This window comes from Microbispora catharanthi (assembly GCF_006334915.2).
GTDB lineage: Bacteria > Actinomycetota > Actinomycetes > Streptosporangiales > Streptosporangiaceae > Microbispora > Microbispora catharanthi.
In genome coordinates, this window is the sequence record NZ_VDMA02000006.1 from 343885 (window position 1) to 358023 (window position 14139).

11 protein-coding genes are annotated in these 14139 nt (G+C 74.2%); 5 read left to right on the plus strand and 6 right to left on the minus strand.

The window, feature by feature from the left end; genetic code table 11:
• Window positions 1-53 precede the first annotated feature (53 nt).
• Together FH610_RS14165 and FH610_RS14170 are read right to left on the minus strand one after the other, a co-directional pair.
• Window positions 54-1577, minus strand: a complete 1524-nt coding sequence (locus FH610_RS14165) for an LCP family protein (RefSeq protein WP_139574858.1) — start codon at window positions 1575-1577, stop codon at window positions 54-56.
• A 99-nt stretch (window positions 1578-1676) separates the two neighbouring features.
• Window positions 1677-3182, minus strand: coding sequence for an alpha/beta hydrolase family protein (locus FH610_RS14170; RefSeq protein ID WP_139574860.1), 1506 nt, complete (start codon window positions 3180-3182; stop codon window positions 1677-1679).
• A gap of 127 nt (window positions 3183-3309) precedes the next feature.
• Between FH610_RS14170 and FH610_RS14175 the strand changes: the two genes are divergently transcribed.
• The 3 genes from FH610_RS14175 to FH610_RS14185 all read left to right on the plus strand — a co-directional run bounded on the left by FH610_RS14175 (window position 3310) and on the right by FH610_RS14185 (window position 8799).
• A complete protein-coding gene (locus FH610_RS14175) occupies window positions 3310-4410 on the plus strand; it encodes an exonuclease SbcCD subunit D (protein ID WP_139574861.1) in 1101 nt (366 codons plus the stop codon).
• A 96-nt stretch (window positions 4411-4506) separates the two neighbouring features.
• The gene (locus tag FH610_RS14180) at window positions 4507-8055 is read left to right on the plus strand and encodes an AAA family ATPase (protein WP_139574862.1); all 3549 of its coding nucleotides are present in this window, start codon (window positions 4507-4509) and stop codon (window positions 8053-8055) included.
• 294 nt (window positions 8056-8349) lie between these two features.
• Window positions 8350-8799, plus strand: coding sequence for a DUF6294 family protein (locus tag FH610_RS14185; RefSeq protein ID WP_139574863.1), 450 nt, complete (start codon window positions 8350-8352; stop codon window positions 8797-8799).
• Window positions 8800-8867: 68 nt separating this feature from the next.
• On the opposite strand, the gene FH610_RS14190 is transcribed toward FH610_RS14185, so the two are convergent.
• Window positions 8868-10169: a hydroxyacid-oxoacid transhydrogenase gene (locus FH610_RS14190; protein ID WP_240808962.1), complete on the minus strand. Its 1302-nt coding sequence runs from the start codon at window positions 10167-10169 to the stop codon at window positions 8868-8870.
• Between the two features lie 137 nt (window positions 10170-10306).
• Between FH610_RS14190 and FH610_RS14195 the strand changes: the two genes are divergently transcribed.
• Window positions 10307-11029, plus strand: coding sequence for a GntR family transcriptional regulator (locus FH610_RS14195; protein ID WP_205825755.1), 723 nt, complete (start codon window positions 10307-10309; stop codon window positions 11027-11029).
• Window positions 11030-11078: 49 nt separating this feature from the next.
• Window positions 11079-12065: a threonine ammonia-lyase gene (locus tag FH610_RS14200; RefSeq protein WP_139574866.1), complete on the plus strand. Its 987-nt coding sequence runs from the start codon at window positions 11079-11081 to the stop codon at window positions 12063-12065.
• Between the two features lie 133 nt (window positions 12066-12198).
• Here FH610_RS14200 and FH610_RS14210 read toward each other — a convergent pair whose 3' ends face one another.
• From FH610_RS14210 to FH610_RS14220, 3 genes are read right to left on the minus strand one after another with little or no spacing between them, the layout of a single operon-like run.
• Complete coding sequence (locus FH610_RS14210) at window positions 12199-12606, minus strand: hypothetical protein (RefSeq protein WP_139574867.1); 408 nt, start codon at window positions 12604-12606, stop codon at window positions 12199-12201.
• Entirely contained in the window at window positions 12591-13250 is a 660-nt protein-coding gene (locus FH610_RS14215) for a MerR family transcriptional regulator (protein ID WP_139574868.1), read from the minus strand. The genes FH610_RS14210 and FH610_RS14215 overlap by 16 nt, the downstream gene beginning before the upstream one ends.
• Window positions 13251-13291: 41 nt before the next feature.
• Complete coding sequence (locus FH610_RS14220) at window positions 13292-14011, minus strand: M50 family metallopeptidase (RefSeq protein ID WP_240808963.1); 720 nt, start codon at window positions 14009-14011, stop codon at window positions 13292-13294.
• Between the last annotated feature and the right edge of the window lie 128 nt (window positions 14012-14139).

Here is a 14139-nt window from a genome sequence, read left to right on the forward strand (position 1 = left end):
CGCGGGCTTCCGTGAGGAGGACGCGCGACCGGCGCGGACGAGAAGAGACGGGCTCAGCGTGCCATCGCCGTATGCGGCGCCCCGCAGCCGTCGTCGATCGGGCTGGGCGTCCCCGGCGGCGAGAGCACGGGCGTGGGGGAGGGCGGCGGCAGGAAGTGCCGATGCCGGTGCGGCCCCAGCGCGGGCGGGGAGCCGGACGGCGTGGCGGAAGGGCCGGCCTGGGCGTGGACCGAGGCGCGGATCGCCCTGGCCGTGAGCAGCCGGATCCGGTCCCAGTCGGGATAGGCGGTGTTGATCAGGGGCGGCACGAACTGCAGGCTGGTGATCGCGGCGTGTTTGACCTTCCAGGCCAGCGGCACCAGGTGCTCCAGCATGGGCCGGGGCACGTCGGTGCTGATGATCCTGCGCGTGGCCGCCGCGATCTCGGTGAACCGCGTCAGCACCGTGGCCGGGTCGGCCTGGGAGAGCAGGGCCCCGAGAACGCAGCGCTGCCGGTGCATCCGGTCGAAGTCGTCGCTGAAGGTGCGGGAGCGGGCGTACCACAGCGCCTCGGTGCCGTTCAGCCGCCGGGTGCCCGCCCTGACGGTGCCCTCGTTGTGCAGGCCGTACACGATGTCGCGGTCCACCGCCACCACGAGCCCGCCGAGGGCGTCGATCATCTTCGCGAAGCCCCAGATGTTGACCAGGGCGTACCAGTCGATCCGCAGGCCCAGGATGTGGCCGACCGTCTCCTTGAGGACCTCGGCGCCCATGTGCCGCCGCCCGCCGAACAGCTCGGGGTGGTCGTCGGCGTACTGCCACACCGAGAACAGCAGGTCCTCGCGCCAGCCGGGGCGATACTCCGGAAGCTGGAAACCGAAGGGGAACCGGGCGGCCATGGCGCTGCCCGGGGGGAAACGGACGTGCTCCAGGTTGCGCGGCAGGCCGAGCAGCACGGTGTTGCCGGTCCGTACGTCCACGCTGGCGACGTTGATGCTGTCGGTGCGCATCCCGATCCGGTTGTCGCCCCAGTCGCCGCCGAGCAGGAGCACGTTGACCCGGTCGCGGCCGGCCCACGGGTCGTCCCGGCGTACGGCGCCGCCCGCCTGGGCGGTCCCGCCCGGCGCGGCGAACAGCGAGTCGAGGGTCTGCTCGGACACGCGGGCATACCGGGCGGCGATCGCGAACGGCACCGCGACGACGACCGCGAGCACGCCCGCGGCCAGCCCGGTGAGGATCTGCCCCTTGCGGGGCAGCCGCCCGGGACGCAGGACGACGTACGAACGGACGACCAGCCAGAACCAGGCGACGGCACAGGCCGCGAACACCAGGGAGATCTGGCCCAGCCAGCCCAGCGCGCGCCCGGCGAGGCCCGCGTCCGCGCCGACGGCCAGGCACGCGACGGCGACGACCACGGTCAGGTAGCCGCCGAGCAGGAGCAGCCCGGTGCGCCACCGGCCCGCTCGAAGGTGGGCCGCGCCGGGCAGCACCGCCGACAGCGCCACCCAGCCGATGAGCGCGGCGGCTCTGAACACCGGCCCGCTGCGACGCGTCGCCGGCGAGGCGCCGTTCCGGGGTGCCAGATCAGGGGTGACCACGCGTCAATTGAAGCGACACCGGCCGCAGAAAACCCGTGACCGGCCCGAGCCGGAGCAGTCCATACCGGCATTTGACCGAGGCTCGACCTGGGGCTCGACCTACCAGGGGAAGGCGAACAGGCCGTAGTAGGCGGCGGTCAGCAGCAGCAGCGCGGTCCCGCCGAGCACGCCGGCGAGCACGCTCTTCTGCCAGGGCGTCGGCTCCCAGCCGTCCCGCAGGCCGCCGATCACCGCCGCGAACGTCGTGACCGTCTGCACGAGCATCAGGATGGCGAGCAGGCGCACGACCAGCCATCCGGCTTGCACGGCGGGCCAGGCGCCGGCCTGGTTGACCGAGAACAGCACGATGAGCGTGATGAACGCCAGGACGGCGGCGAGCTCCCCGAGGCCGGTCCAGGCCATCCGGCGCAGCCGCCGCCGGATGGCCGGCCACAGCCGCACGTTGGCCTCCACCCTGGCCTGCAGTCGCAGGTCGCGCCCGCGCAGCCGGACGACCATCTCGGTCACCGGCGCCGCGACGTACCCCACCGCGGCCAGGCAGAGCGCGAGCCACAGGAACGTGCTGTCCCCCCACCACGGCGCGGCCGGCACATCGGCCGCCTCGAAGCGCTGCACCGGCGTCGCTCCCGCGATCGCCACCGGGGACCTGGCCGTACGCGGCAGGTCCTTCATCCAGTTGGCCAGCGTGGGCAGATAGTCCGCCGCGTACGGCCCGCCGCGGATCCGCATGGCGTGGTCGGCCCCGGCGAGGAAGCGGATCGTGTAGTCGGTGTTGCCGCCCTCGGCCAGGGCGCCGGTGAGCGTCTCGGTGCTCTCCACGAACGGGATGGACGGGTCGTCGGTGCCGTACAGCGCGAGGACGGGCTGGGTGATCCCGCGCAGGGCGGGCACCCCGTCGTAACGCAGGAAGTCGAAGCCGACCCCGCCCATCGCCCGGGTGAGCAGGTCGCGTACGCCGGTCGGGGCGTGCAGGCGCAGCAGTTGCTCGTTCAGCGCCCAGGCGACCTGGCGCAGCGGTGAGACGTTCGGAGAGGAGACCAGGACCACGAACGCGGCCTGCGGATCACGCTCGGCGGCGATCGGGACGACCCAGCCGCCCTCGCTGACGCCCCACAGGCCGGCTCGCGCCGGGTCGACGTCGGGCCGCCCGCGCAGCACCCGCAGCATGCGCAGGGCGTCGTCGGCGAGCAGACCGAAATCGCGGCTGCGGAAGGAGTAGCCCACCGTCCGCTTGTCGTAGGCCAGCGTCACGATGCCCGCCTGGGCCAGCCACTCGGCCTGCTGGGTGAACTCCCCGCCGTCGCCCGACCCCGAGCCCTGCACGAACACCATCGCGGGGTGGCGTCCCGGGGACAGGGGCGCTTTGATCGTCGCCTTCAGCGTCTCGTTCTTCGCCGGCACGAGCAGCGACTCGGTACGGAACCGGCCGGTGCGGGTGACCGGCCGCGCTTCGCCGGCGGGCTGGGGAGGTAAGTCGCGAAACTGAGGCGAAGTGGACAGAGGTGGGGGATCGAAGGCCGGTGGGGAGAGCATGTAACCGACTGCGGCGAGCACCACCATCAGCACACCGGCGATCACCCCGAGAGTGCCCCGGCCGACGTTCATGAGGCCGCTCCCCCATGCGTACTCGCGATACCGAACCCAGGCTAAGTCATTACTCCTCCTTTGCGTCATACACCAGAGGGGCGGTTGGGGCCGCGTTTGTCGGCGGGACCTGTTAGCTTCCTGCGACATGCGTGTCCTGCACAGCTCCGACTGGCATCTCGGCCGGTCGTTCCACCGCGAGAGCCTGCTCGGCGCCCAGGCCGCGTTCGTCGACCACCTGGTCGAGACCGTGCGGGCCGAGCGTGTGGACGTCGTGGTGGTCTCCGGCGACGTCTACGACCGTGCCCTGCCTCCCGTCGACGCGGTCGCGCTGTGCAACGAGGCGCTGGCCAGGCTCAAGGCCCTCGGCGTGCACACCGTGCTGATCAGCGGCAACCACGACTCCGCCGTACGGCTGGGCTTCGGCGCCGACCTCATGGAGCGGGTGCACCTGCGCACCGACCCCGGCAGGGCCTGGGAGCCGGTCGTGATCGGTGACGTGGCCTTCTTCGGCATCCCCTACCTCGAGCCCGAGCTGGTCAGGGGGCCGTGGGAGCTGGCCGAGCGCAGCCACACCGCCGCCGTCACGTACGCGATGGACCGTGTGCGGGCGCATCCGGCGGCGCGCAGGGTCGTGCTCGCCCACGCGTTCGTCACCGGGGGAGAGGCCAGCGACAGCGAGCGGGACATCAGCGTCGGCGGGGTCTCGCACGTGCCGCTGAGCGCGTTCTCCGGGGTCGACTACGTGGCGCTGGGGCACCTGCACGGCCGTCAGGTGATGAGCGAGACGGTCCGCTACAGCGGCTCGCCGATCGCCTACTCCTTCTCCGAGGCCGGCCACACCAAGGGCTCCTGGCTGGCCGACCTCGACGCGGGCCGGACGGAGTTCGTCCCCGCCCCCGTGCCCCGGCCGGTGAGCACGGTGCGGGGCCGCATCGACGACCTGTTGACCGACGGCCGTTTCGAGCGGTACGAGGACCACTGGCTGCAGGTGACGCTGATTGATCCGGTGCGGCCGCGCGAGGCGATGGAGCGCCTGCGCCGGCGCTTCCCGCACACGCTGGCGCTCGCCTTCCAGCCGGACGGCGTGCCGGAGGGACCGGCGGGCCGGGCGAGGATCGCCGGCCGGGCCGAGATCGAGGTGGCGCTCGACTTCGTCCGCGAGGTCCGCGGTGAGCCCGCGGACGACGACGAACGGCGCCTGCTGCGGGAGGCGGTCGAGGCGTGCCGTATCAAGGAGAGCGCGTGAGCGAGCGGAGCGAGCGAACCGGGAGGCACAGTGCGAGCGGAGCGAATCGGTAGGCACCAGCGGCCTGCCCGGACCGTGGACGAGTGAGGAGGTCCGGTGAGGCTGCATCGACTGCGCCTGGTCGCGTTCGGGTCGTTTCCCGGGGCGGAGGAGGTCGACTTCGACGCGCTCGGCGAGGCGGGCCTGTTCCTGATCCACGGGCCGACCGGCGCCGGCAAGACGACCGTGCTCGACGCCGTCTGCTACGCCCTGTACGGCAGGGTGCCCGGCCAGCGGGAGAGCGCCAGGAGCCTGCGCTGTGACCACGCGCCGCCCGACCGCGGGCCGTCGGTCACGCTGGAGCTGACGATCCGGGGCAGGCGCCTGCGCATCACCCGTTCGCCCGCCTGGATGCGGCCGAAGCTGCGGGGATCCGGCCTGGTTGAGGAGAAGGCCAAGGCCCGGATCGAGGAGCTGACCGAGCCGGGCGGGCAGTGGATCGTACGCAGCACCCGCAGCGACGAGGCCGGCGACTTCGTGAACGCGCTGACGGGCATGACCGCGGCCCAGTTCTGCCAGGTCGCGATGCTGCCGCAGGGCGAGTTCGCGAAGTTCCTGCGGGCCGGCGGCGAGGAGCGGCGCGAGCTGCTGGAGCGGCTGTTCTCCGTACGGGTGTTCGGCGACATGGAGCGGTGGCTGGCCGACCACCGCACGCGCGCGTGGCGGGAGGCGCAGGAGCTGGGCCAGCGGGTCGAGTCGGTGCTCGACCGCATGCGCGGCGCGGCGGGCGACGGCCTGCCGCTGCCCGAGGACGCCGACGACCCCGCGGTCTGGGCGGGGGAGGTGCTCGACCTCGCCCGCGGGGCGCTCGCCGACGCGGTCGCGGCCCGCGCGGCGAGCCAGGAGGCGCTGCTGTCGGCCCGCGCCCGCCTGGAGGAGGGCAGGGCCCTGGCCGACCGGCAGCGCAGGCACGCCGCCGCCCTCGCCCGGCGGCAGGAGCTCGACGCGGCGGCGGACGAGCGGTCGGACCTGGAGGCGATGCTCGACGAGGCCGCCCGGGCCGATCGGGTGGCGCCGCTGATCCGGCAGGCCGCCCAGCGGGCGGAGGCCGCCGCCAAGGCGCGGCGGGTGGCGGCCGACGCCGTGCTCCGCGCGCTACCGGGCGGCGGGCCGGGGCGCAACGGGGAACCGGGCGTGAAGCGGCCGGGCGAGCGTGCGGGCGCGGAGTGGCCGGAGGTCACGCGGCCGGGTGACATGTGGCCGGAGGCCGAGAGCGTCGTCGCCCGGCCCGGCCCGCAGGGACCGGACCCGGAGCGGATGGACCCGGAGCGGCCGGACCCCGAGCGGATAGACCCGGAGCGGCTGGCCGTGCTGGAGCGGGAGCGGCGCGACGAGGTCGCCCGGGTGCGTCAGATCCTTCCGGAGGAGGCGCGCCTGCGGCAGGTGCGAAGCGAGCGCGCGGACGCCGAACGCGGGCTGGCGGAGTTGACCGAGGAGGAGGCGGAGCTGACCCGGCGGCTGGCGGCCCTGCCCGCCGAGCGGCTCGACGCCGAGGAACGGCTCGCCCGGGCGCGCACGGCGGCGGCGAGCCTGCCGGGCCTGACGGCCGCCAGGGACGCCGCGCTCCGGCTGCGGGAGGTCACCGGGCAGGCCGCACGGCTGGACGCCGAACTGGCGCGGCTCGCCGAGGACGAGGTGCGGGCGCTGGCCGCGCAGGCCGAACTGCCGGAGTCGCTGGCCGGCGCCGAGGAGCGGCTCAGGGGCTTACGCGACATGGCCGCGCGCGTCCCCGCGCTGGAGGCCGCCGCTCATATGGCGGGGGAGCGGCTGGAGGCGGCGCGGTTGCGCGACGCCTTGACCGCCGATCTTGAGCGGGCCGAGCACGACCGGCGCGCGGCCGTCGACCTGGCCCAGGAGCGTCGCGACCGGCTCCAGGAGGTCCGCCAGGCCAGGATCGACGGAATGGCCGCCGAACTGGCGGCCGCGCTCGTGGCCGGGGCGCCCTGCGCCGTCTGCGGCGCCACCGAGCACCCCCGTCCCGCCGCGCCCGCCGGACGGGCCGCGACCGCGGACGACGAGCAGGCGGCGCAGGAGGCGTTCGAGGCCGCGCAGCGGGCCCGCGAGGAGGCGGAGACGAGCGTCGCCGCCCTCTCGTCTCGGCTCGGCGACGCGGCGGCGCGCGCCGGCGACCTGTCCCAGGAGGACGCGTCCGCCACCCTCGCGGACGCCCGCGAGGAGCTGGCACGGCTGCGCGCGGCCGAGACGGCGGTCGCGGCTGCGGAGGCGGAGGCCGGGCGGCTCGCGGCGGAGCTGGAGTCGGCCCGAGAGCGGGCCGCGGAGCTGACCGGGCTGCTGACCGAGATCAGGACCAGGCGGGACGCCCTGATCGCGGAGGGGGAGCGGCTCGCCGCCGGTCTGCAGGGCGACCTCGCGACGGCGGAGGCGGACCTGGAACGCGCCCGGTCCCTGGCCGCGGCCGAGGAGGAACTGACCGCCCGCGCCGCCCGGCTCGCGGCCGAGCTGGAGGAGCTGGGCGCGCGGGCCGCGCGCACCGGCGCGGCGTTCGCCGAGGCGCGCGCGCACCGGGACAGGCTGGAGGCCGACGAGCGCAGGCTGGCCGAGGTGATCGACGGCTCCCGGGGCGAGGACCTTTCGCTCGCCGCCCGCCTCGACCGGCTGAGCGAGGAGGCGGACCTGCTCAGGGAGGCCGCCGAGGCGGCGGCCGAGGCGGCCGCCGCCGACCGCGAGAGCGAGACGGCGCTGGTCGAGACGGCCAGGGCGGCCACCGGCGAGGGGTTCGCGAGCGTGGAGCACGCGGCGGCCGCCGTGCGCACGCCGGAGGAGCGGGAGGCGATGTCCGAGCGGCTGGGACACCTGGACGCCGAGCGGGCCACGGTCGAGGGGCTGCTCGCCGATCCCGAACTGGTCGCGGCGGCGGCCGAGCCCGCCGCGGACCTGCCGGAGCTGGAAGCCGGCCACGAGCGGACCGAGCGGGACCACACCGCCCGCACCTCGGCGCGCGACCGGGCGAAGGGCAGGCTCGACCAGCTCACGGGGCTCGCCGGCGAACTGGACGCGGCGCTGCGCGCCTACCGGCCCGCGGAGGAACGGCACCGCCTGGCGCGCCGGCTCGCCGAGCTGGCGACCGGCACGTCCGGCGACAACCGGTGGCACATGAGGCTGTCGGCGTACGTGCTGGGCGAGCGCCTCCGCCAGGTCGTCGACGCGGCGAACGAGCGCCTCGACCGCATGTCGAGCGGGCGCTACCTGCTGCGGCACGACCTGAACCGGTCCGCGGGCGACCGGGGCCGGTCGGGCGGCGGACTGGGCCTGCGCGTGCTCGACGCCTGGACCGGCGTGGAACGCGACCCGGCCACGCTCTCCGGCGGCGAGAGCTTCATCACCTCGCTCGCCCTGGCGCTGGGGCTGGCCGACGTGGTGACCGCCGAGGCGGGCGGCGCGGAGATCGGCAGCCTCTTCGTGGACGAGGGCTTCGGCACCCTCGACGACGAGACGCTCGACGACGTGCTCGACATCCTCGACGGCCTGCGCGAGGGCGGCCGGGCCGTCGGCGTGGTCAGCCACGTCGCCGAGCTTCGGGTGCGCATCCCCGCCCAGCTCCGCGTGGTCAAGGGCCGTTCCGGCTCCACCCTGTCGCACCGCTGAGCTTCCGCGCTTGTCCCACCGGCTCCGGCGGTTCCGCCTGCCGTGGGGTGTGAGGCGCCCAACCGCACGACGCCCACATCCTGAGGACCGCAACCCGCCGGCTGACCTCCCCGCCCGCGGCGCTCCCGCAGTCCGACGGCCCGGGTCAGGGGCAAGAGCGGTCACGGGCAAGAGAAGGTCAAGCACTCTGCAACCGTGCGGACCTATCAACGGTTTGCAAGGCCCGCGGAGCCCACCACGGGGCTCCGCCAGACCGGCTGAGCGGCACAGCGACCGATGAGAAATGAGCATGTCATGAAGAGCATCCGCAGGAGCACGGTCATGGTCGTCACCGTGGGCGCCCTCGCCCTCGGCCTGTCGCTCCCCACGGGAACGGCCAACGCGTCCGCCGGCTACAAGACGTTCACCTGGAAGCACGGCTCCACCGCGGGTGACTGCACGATGTACAGCGGCGGCGCCGGCTGGACGGCCCCGACATGGACGCTCTACCCGGACGGCACGGCCTGGTTCGACGCCACGCTCACCAGCATGTCAGGTGACGACGCCTGGCTGATGTGGGCACATCTCAAGGACGAGAACGGCGCACTGCTCGCCGACATACGCATACCCGGCAGCACCAGCACCAAGTTCGTCAAGAACCTGCCCCTCGCCTGGCCGCGGAAGTATCGATGGCTGGCCGAAGGCAGGTTCGACCCCAGCTTGTACCCCCTGATCAAGGGGATGTCGCTGAGCAAGCACTGCTGAGCGTCGGCCACCGCCGAGGACCCGCCGGAGCGCCGGGCGGGGAGAGGGCCGGACGGGCCGGGCTCGGCTCACCAAAGGGCGAGCGAACGGGTCAGGATGCCGGCGAGATCCTCCTCCCGCACGGGCCTGGGAGAGGTGGTGAGCAGCCGCTGCTGCTTCATCGCCCCTTCCACCAGCGCCGGCACGTCGGCCTCCGCGTATCCCACCCCGCCGATGCCGTTCGGGATGCCGACGTCGCGCATGAGCGCGGCCAGCACGCCGGGCAGGAACTCCGCCGGCTCGTCAGGCACGGCCGCCGTGGGATCGAGCAGCCCGGCCACGCGCAGGTGCCGCGCCGGGGCCGCCTCGAAGGTGAACCGGAACGCCTCCGGCGCGGTCAGCGCCACGGCCATTCCGTGCGGCACCATCGGCTCGCCGCCGGGATAGCCACGCGGGTGGAAGTCCTTCACCCGGCCCGCGATCGGATAGGCGTTGGCGTGCGGGATGTGCACGCCCGCGTTGCCGAATCCGAGCCCCGCGAACGTCGCCGCCAGCGCCATCGCGCCCCTCGCCTCCACGTCGTCGCCGTGCCGTACGGCGGTGCGGAACGAGCCCGCGAGCAGCCGGATCGCCTGCTCCGCCCACATGTCCGCCACCGGGTTCGACCCGCAGTACGGCACGCGCTCCTCCGGCCGCCTGCGCTCGTAGGAGGTGTACGGCCGGGCGGTGTAGCTCTCCAGGGCGTGACAGAGGATGTCCATCCCCGCCGCGGCGGTCACCTCGGGCGGTTGCGTCATCGTGAGGTCCGGGTCCACGACGGCCAGCACGGGACGGAGGCGGGCGTGGCTGATCCCCGTCTTGACCTTCAGGCCGAGCACGTCGAGCACGCAGATCGTGGTGCTCTCCGAGCCGGTGCCCGTGGTCGTGGGCACCGCGACCAGCGGCTTGAGCGGCCGGGAGGGGGCGCGCCCGGCGCCGATCGGCGCGTTGACGTAGTCCATCAGCTCGCCCGGATTCGTCGTCAGCAGGTTGACGGCCTTGGCCGTGTCGATGCTCGACCCGCCGCCGACGGCGACGAAGGCGTCCCACGGGCCGCTCGCGCGGGCGTGCCCGATCGCCGCGAGCAGGCTCTCGTCGGTGGGCTCGACGTGCACGCCGTCGTACACCTCCGCGTGCATGCCGAACCCGGCGATCTGTTCGGCGATCCGCGCCGGGGCGCCCGTCGCCGCCACGCCCGCGTCGGTCATCACCAGCACGCGGCGCACGCCGTACTGCCCGAGGTCGAAGCCGATCTCGGCGGACGCGCCGGGGCCGAACTTCAGGGCGGGCGCGCCGTACGTGAAGACGGACTCGGGGTTGCTCGGCACGATCACGATCGCGGGGCCTTTCACTCGCGGGGTCATGAGGGCACAGGCCGGCATGCCCACGCGGCGCGCGGCACACCCGATGGGCAACCTGGCATGTAGCATGCTGCATGTCAATGCGCCGCCGTACGCGGGCGAGCCCATTCCCGGAGGGTGGTCAGACGGTGCGAGCGGTCGCCGGCACGTCCAGTCTCACCGAGCAGGTCATCGAGGCGGTCAGGGAGGCCATCCACACGGGGGAGCTGCGGCCGGGAGAGCTCTATTCGGTGTATCGGCTGGCCGAGCAGCTCAACGTCTCCCGCACCCCCGTACGCGAGGCGATGCTCCGGCTGGCGGAGGCCGGCCTGGTGCGGTTCGAGCGGAGCCGGGGTTTCCGGGTGCTGCGCCGCGACCCCAGGGAGATCGCCGAGGTGTTCCACCTGCGGCTGCTGCTCGAGGTGCCGGCGACCAGGCGGGCGGCCCGCCATGCCGGTCCAGGCCTCTCCCGCGCGCTGCGCGAGGAGCTGGAGGCCATGCGCGCCGCGGCGGCCGACCACGACGAGCCGCGGTTCATGCGGCACGACCGGGCGTTCCACGACGCGATCCTCGCCGCGGGGGCCAACCGGCGCCTCGCCGAGGTCGTCGCCGGGCTCAGGGACGCCACGGTGACGCTGGGCGCCTCCACCGTGGACCGCTCCCGCTCGCTGGCGGACGTCGCAGCGGAGCACGAGCCGATCCTCGCCGCCGTCCTCGGGGGCGACCCGGACGCCGCCGCCGCGGCGATGCGCGGCCACGTGGCCCACACCGGCGAGCTCCTCGTGGCCCAGGCCGCCGCCGAGAACGGCCGGCCCGCCGACCCCGCCGACATCGCCCTCATCCGCGACGCAACGGACGAATCTACAACGTAAAGGACCCGGGCGGGCCGCAGCGACGAGCGACCGCGCACATGATCGGAACATGGACGAGAACCGATCGGTGCGAACCGTCGTCATCCCCCGGCACGACGATCTGGAGAACGCCAGGCGGGTGGTGCGGGCCCACCTGCGCCCCACACCCGTGGACCTGGGCGCGGGCACGGCCGGTGACCCCACGCTGAAGCTGGAGAGCCTGCAGCCCACGGGGTCGTTCAAGGTCCGCGGCGCGCTCAACGCCGTGGCCGCCGCACCCGCACCCCGTGTGGTGACGGCGTCGGCCGGCAACCACGGGCTGGGCGTCGCCTTCGCCGCGAACGCGCTCGGCGGCAAGGCCACGGTGGTGGTCCCGAGGACCGCGTCGGCGGCGAAGACGGACCGGCTGCGCCGCCAGGACGTTGACCTGGTGTGCGCCGGAGAGAGCTTCGACGAGGCGGAGGAACACGCGCTCGCGCTCGCCGAGGCGTCGGGGTGGTGCTACATATCGGCTTACAACGATCCGTACGTCATCGCGGGTCAGGGCACGATCGGACACGAGCTGGACGAGCAGCTCGACGGGCCGTTGACCGTGGTGTGCCCGGTCGGGGGCGGAGGGCTCGCCTCCGGGCTGGCGCTGTGGGCCGCGGGCCGCGCGGACGTACGCGTCGTCGGCGTGGAGGCCGCGGCCTCCACCGCCGTGTCCGCGGCGGTCGCCGCGGGCCGCCGTGTGCCCGTCGAGGCCGGCCCGACCCTCGCCGACGGCCTGGCCGGGAACATCGAGCCCGGATCGGTCACCGTCGGCCTCGTCGCGCAATATGTGCATCAACTGGTCACGGTGACCGAGGACGAGATCCGCGCCGCGCTGCGCTACCTGGCCGCCGAGCGTGGATACGTCGCCGAGGGCGCGGGAGCGGTGCCGGTCGCCGCCCTGCTCGCCGGGAAGGTCGCCGCGTACGGACGGGTCGTGGCGGTGGTCTCGGGCCGCAACATCACCGCCGCCGCGCTCGCGTCCGTCCTCGCGGCCGGTGAGGCGGAACCGGCCGCGTCGTCGTGAACCCTGGGCCGTGTTCGGCAACCGGGAGCGGGGCATCCGGTTCCCGCCGTTCGGCCCTGAGCATCTCATCAACTCGCTGCACCACCTGGCCGAGCTTGTCTCCGACAGGTGACGCCGTCGTCCACGATGACCATCAGTGCGACATCGAGAGCGCGCCGACGGCCCGCACCGCCGCCGGGTCGTCGGCGAAGAACCGCACCCGCCGTACGGCCGCCGCCGAGCGCACGGCCGTCATCCAAGGGCGGCGCGGGCGGGGCACCTCGATCGGTTCGCGCAGCTCGGCCACGATGTTCGTCTGGGACGAGACCGCGAGGGCGAGTTCGCCGTCCGCAAGGCACACGAGTCTCTTCTCGTCGTAGCGGCGGTCGATCCGCGCCGACGCGATGAGCTCCGCCGGGACGTCCAGGCTGAACAGCCGGCCGTACCGCAGGCGCAGCCCGTCCGGCGACACGGTGTGCGGCCGGCGGGCGCAGCTCACCATGACGCCGAGGACGCCGACGGCCGACGACGCGTCGAGTGCCAGGATCACCAGGCGCGGCACGTCCGGCAGCCCGAACCGGCGCAGCAGCAGGGCAGGTGGGCGGCGAAGTCGGCGGCGAGGGCGCCGACGCGGGGATCGGCGGGGTCGGCGCGGTCCAGCTCCGCCAGCCTCCGATACAACGCCTCAGCCCGGGCCAGCGCCTCCGGCGTGATCATGGGCCGCATCAGCTCCAGCAGGCGGTCCCGGTCCTCCGGCTCCGCCGCGGTGTCGAGGAGGGCGAGCAGCTCGGCGTCGGCCGCCGCGAACGGGGAGTCACGCACGGGCTCGAGGCACCGCAGGAACTCGGCCATCCGCGGCGAGACGGCTCCGTCCGGCGACGGCGACTCCTCGCTCAGCAGCACGGCGAGCCGCTCGCGCCTGGCCCGGATCGCCGCCTCCTGACGGGCGAGGTCGGCGTCCAGTTCCAGCAGGATCTCCCGCAGCTCCCTGGCGGAGTCGCCGGCCAGCACGTCGCGCACCTCGTCCAGCGACAGGCCCAGCTCGGTCAGCCTGCGGGCCCGGGCGAGGCGGAGCGCGTCGCGCAGGCCGTACTCGCGGTAGCCGTTGACCCGCCTCGGCGGCTCGGGCAGCACGCCCTGGTGGTGGTAGTGCCGCACGGTACGGGTGGACACCCCGGCCAGCGCGGCGAGTTCTCCGATCCGCATGCCCTCATTAGAGATGTTGCCGTCGCGTCAAGGTCAACGGCTCACAGAGGCAGCCAGCGGGCGGTGAGGAGATAGCCGCCGTAGACGAGCGCGGCGGCGGAGACGACCAGGAACAGCAGCACCCAGAGCGTGCCGGGCACGCGGGTCAGCCGGGCGAGCTGGTCGGCGTCGGAGTCCGGGGCGCGGCCGAGGCGGCGCTTGGTCTGCAGCTCCAGGATCGGCCGCACACCGCCGAGCAGCAGGAACCACGCGGCGGCGTACGCGCAGGCCGACTGGACGTGGGGCGGGGCGAACCACGACAGCGCGAAGACCGCGCCGCCCACGGCGAGCACCGACACGGCGCCGAAGAAGTTCCTGATCATCAGCAGCATGCAGGTCAGCAGCGTGAGCACGGCCCACAGCAGCATCGTGATCCGCCCGCCGGAGACCAGCCAGGCCGATCCGAGCCCGATCAGGGAGGGCGCGACGTACCCCGCCGCGGCCGTGGCGATCATGCCGGGCCCCGTCGGCCTGCCCCTGGTGAGCGTCACGCCCGAGGTGTCCGAGTGGAGGCGGATGCCCCGCAGCTTGCGCCGGGTCAGCACCGCGACCAGCGCGTGGCCCCCCTCGTGCGCGATCGTGATCAGGCCGCGGGAGATGTGCCACGACGCCGGGTAGGCGACGACGGCGAGAGCGGCGAACCCGGACAGGACGACCAGCCAGAGCGGGGGCGCGATCTGGGTGGCGGTCAGGTGGTTCCACAGGGGCTTCAGGGGGTTCACCCCCGAGATCGTACGGCCCGCCGCACCGGCCCGTGCTCCCCGTGCTTCGGTCCTCGGTCCGTACGGTCCGCCTGAGTAAGGGTGACGATGGTGGTTACCTTCTATGTGTGGCTGAGCGGCGTATGCGT

What these genes read in the sequence shown, in the direction of transcription:
- FH610_RS14170 (WP_139574860.1), bottom strand. Translation starts at nt 3,182, where the DNA reads ATGAACGTCGGCCGGGGCACTCTCGGGGTGATCGCCGGTGTGCTGATG.
- FH610_RS14175 (WP_139574861.1), top strand. Translation starts at nt 3,310, where the DNA reads ATGCGTGTCCTGCACAGCTCCGACTGGCATCTCGGCCGGTCGTTCCAC.
- FH610_RS14185 (WP_139574863.1), top strand. Translation starts at nt 8,350, where the DNA reads ATGAAGAGCATCCGCAGGAGCACGGTCATGGTCGTCACCGTGGGCGCC.
- FH610_RS14200 (WP_139574866.1), top strand. Translation starts at nt 11,079, where the DNA reads ATGGACGAGAACCGATCGGTGCGAACCGTCGTCATCCCCCGGCACGAC.
- FH610_RS14215 (WP_139574868.1), bottom strand. Translation starts at nt 13,250, where the DNA reads ATGCGGATCGGAGAACTCGCCGCGCTGGCCGGGGTGTCCACCCGTACC.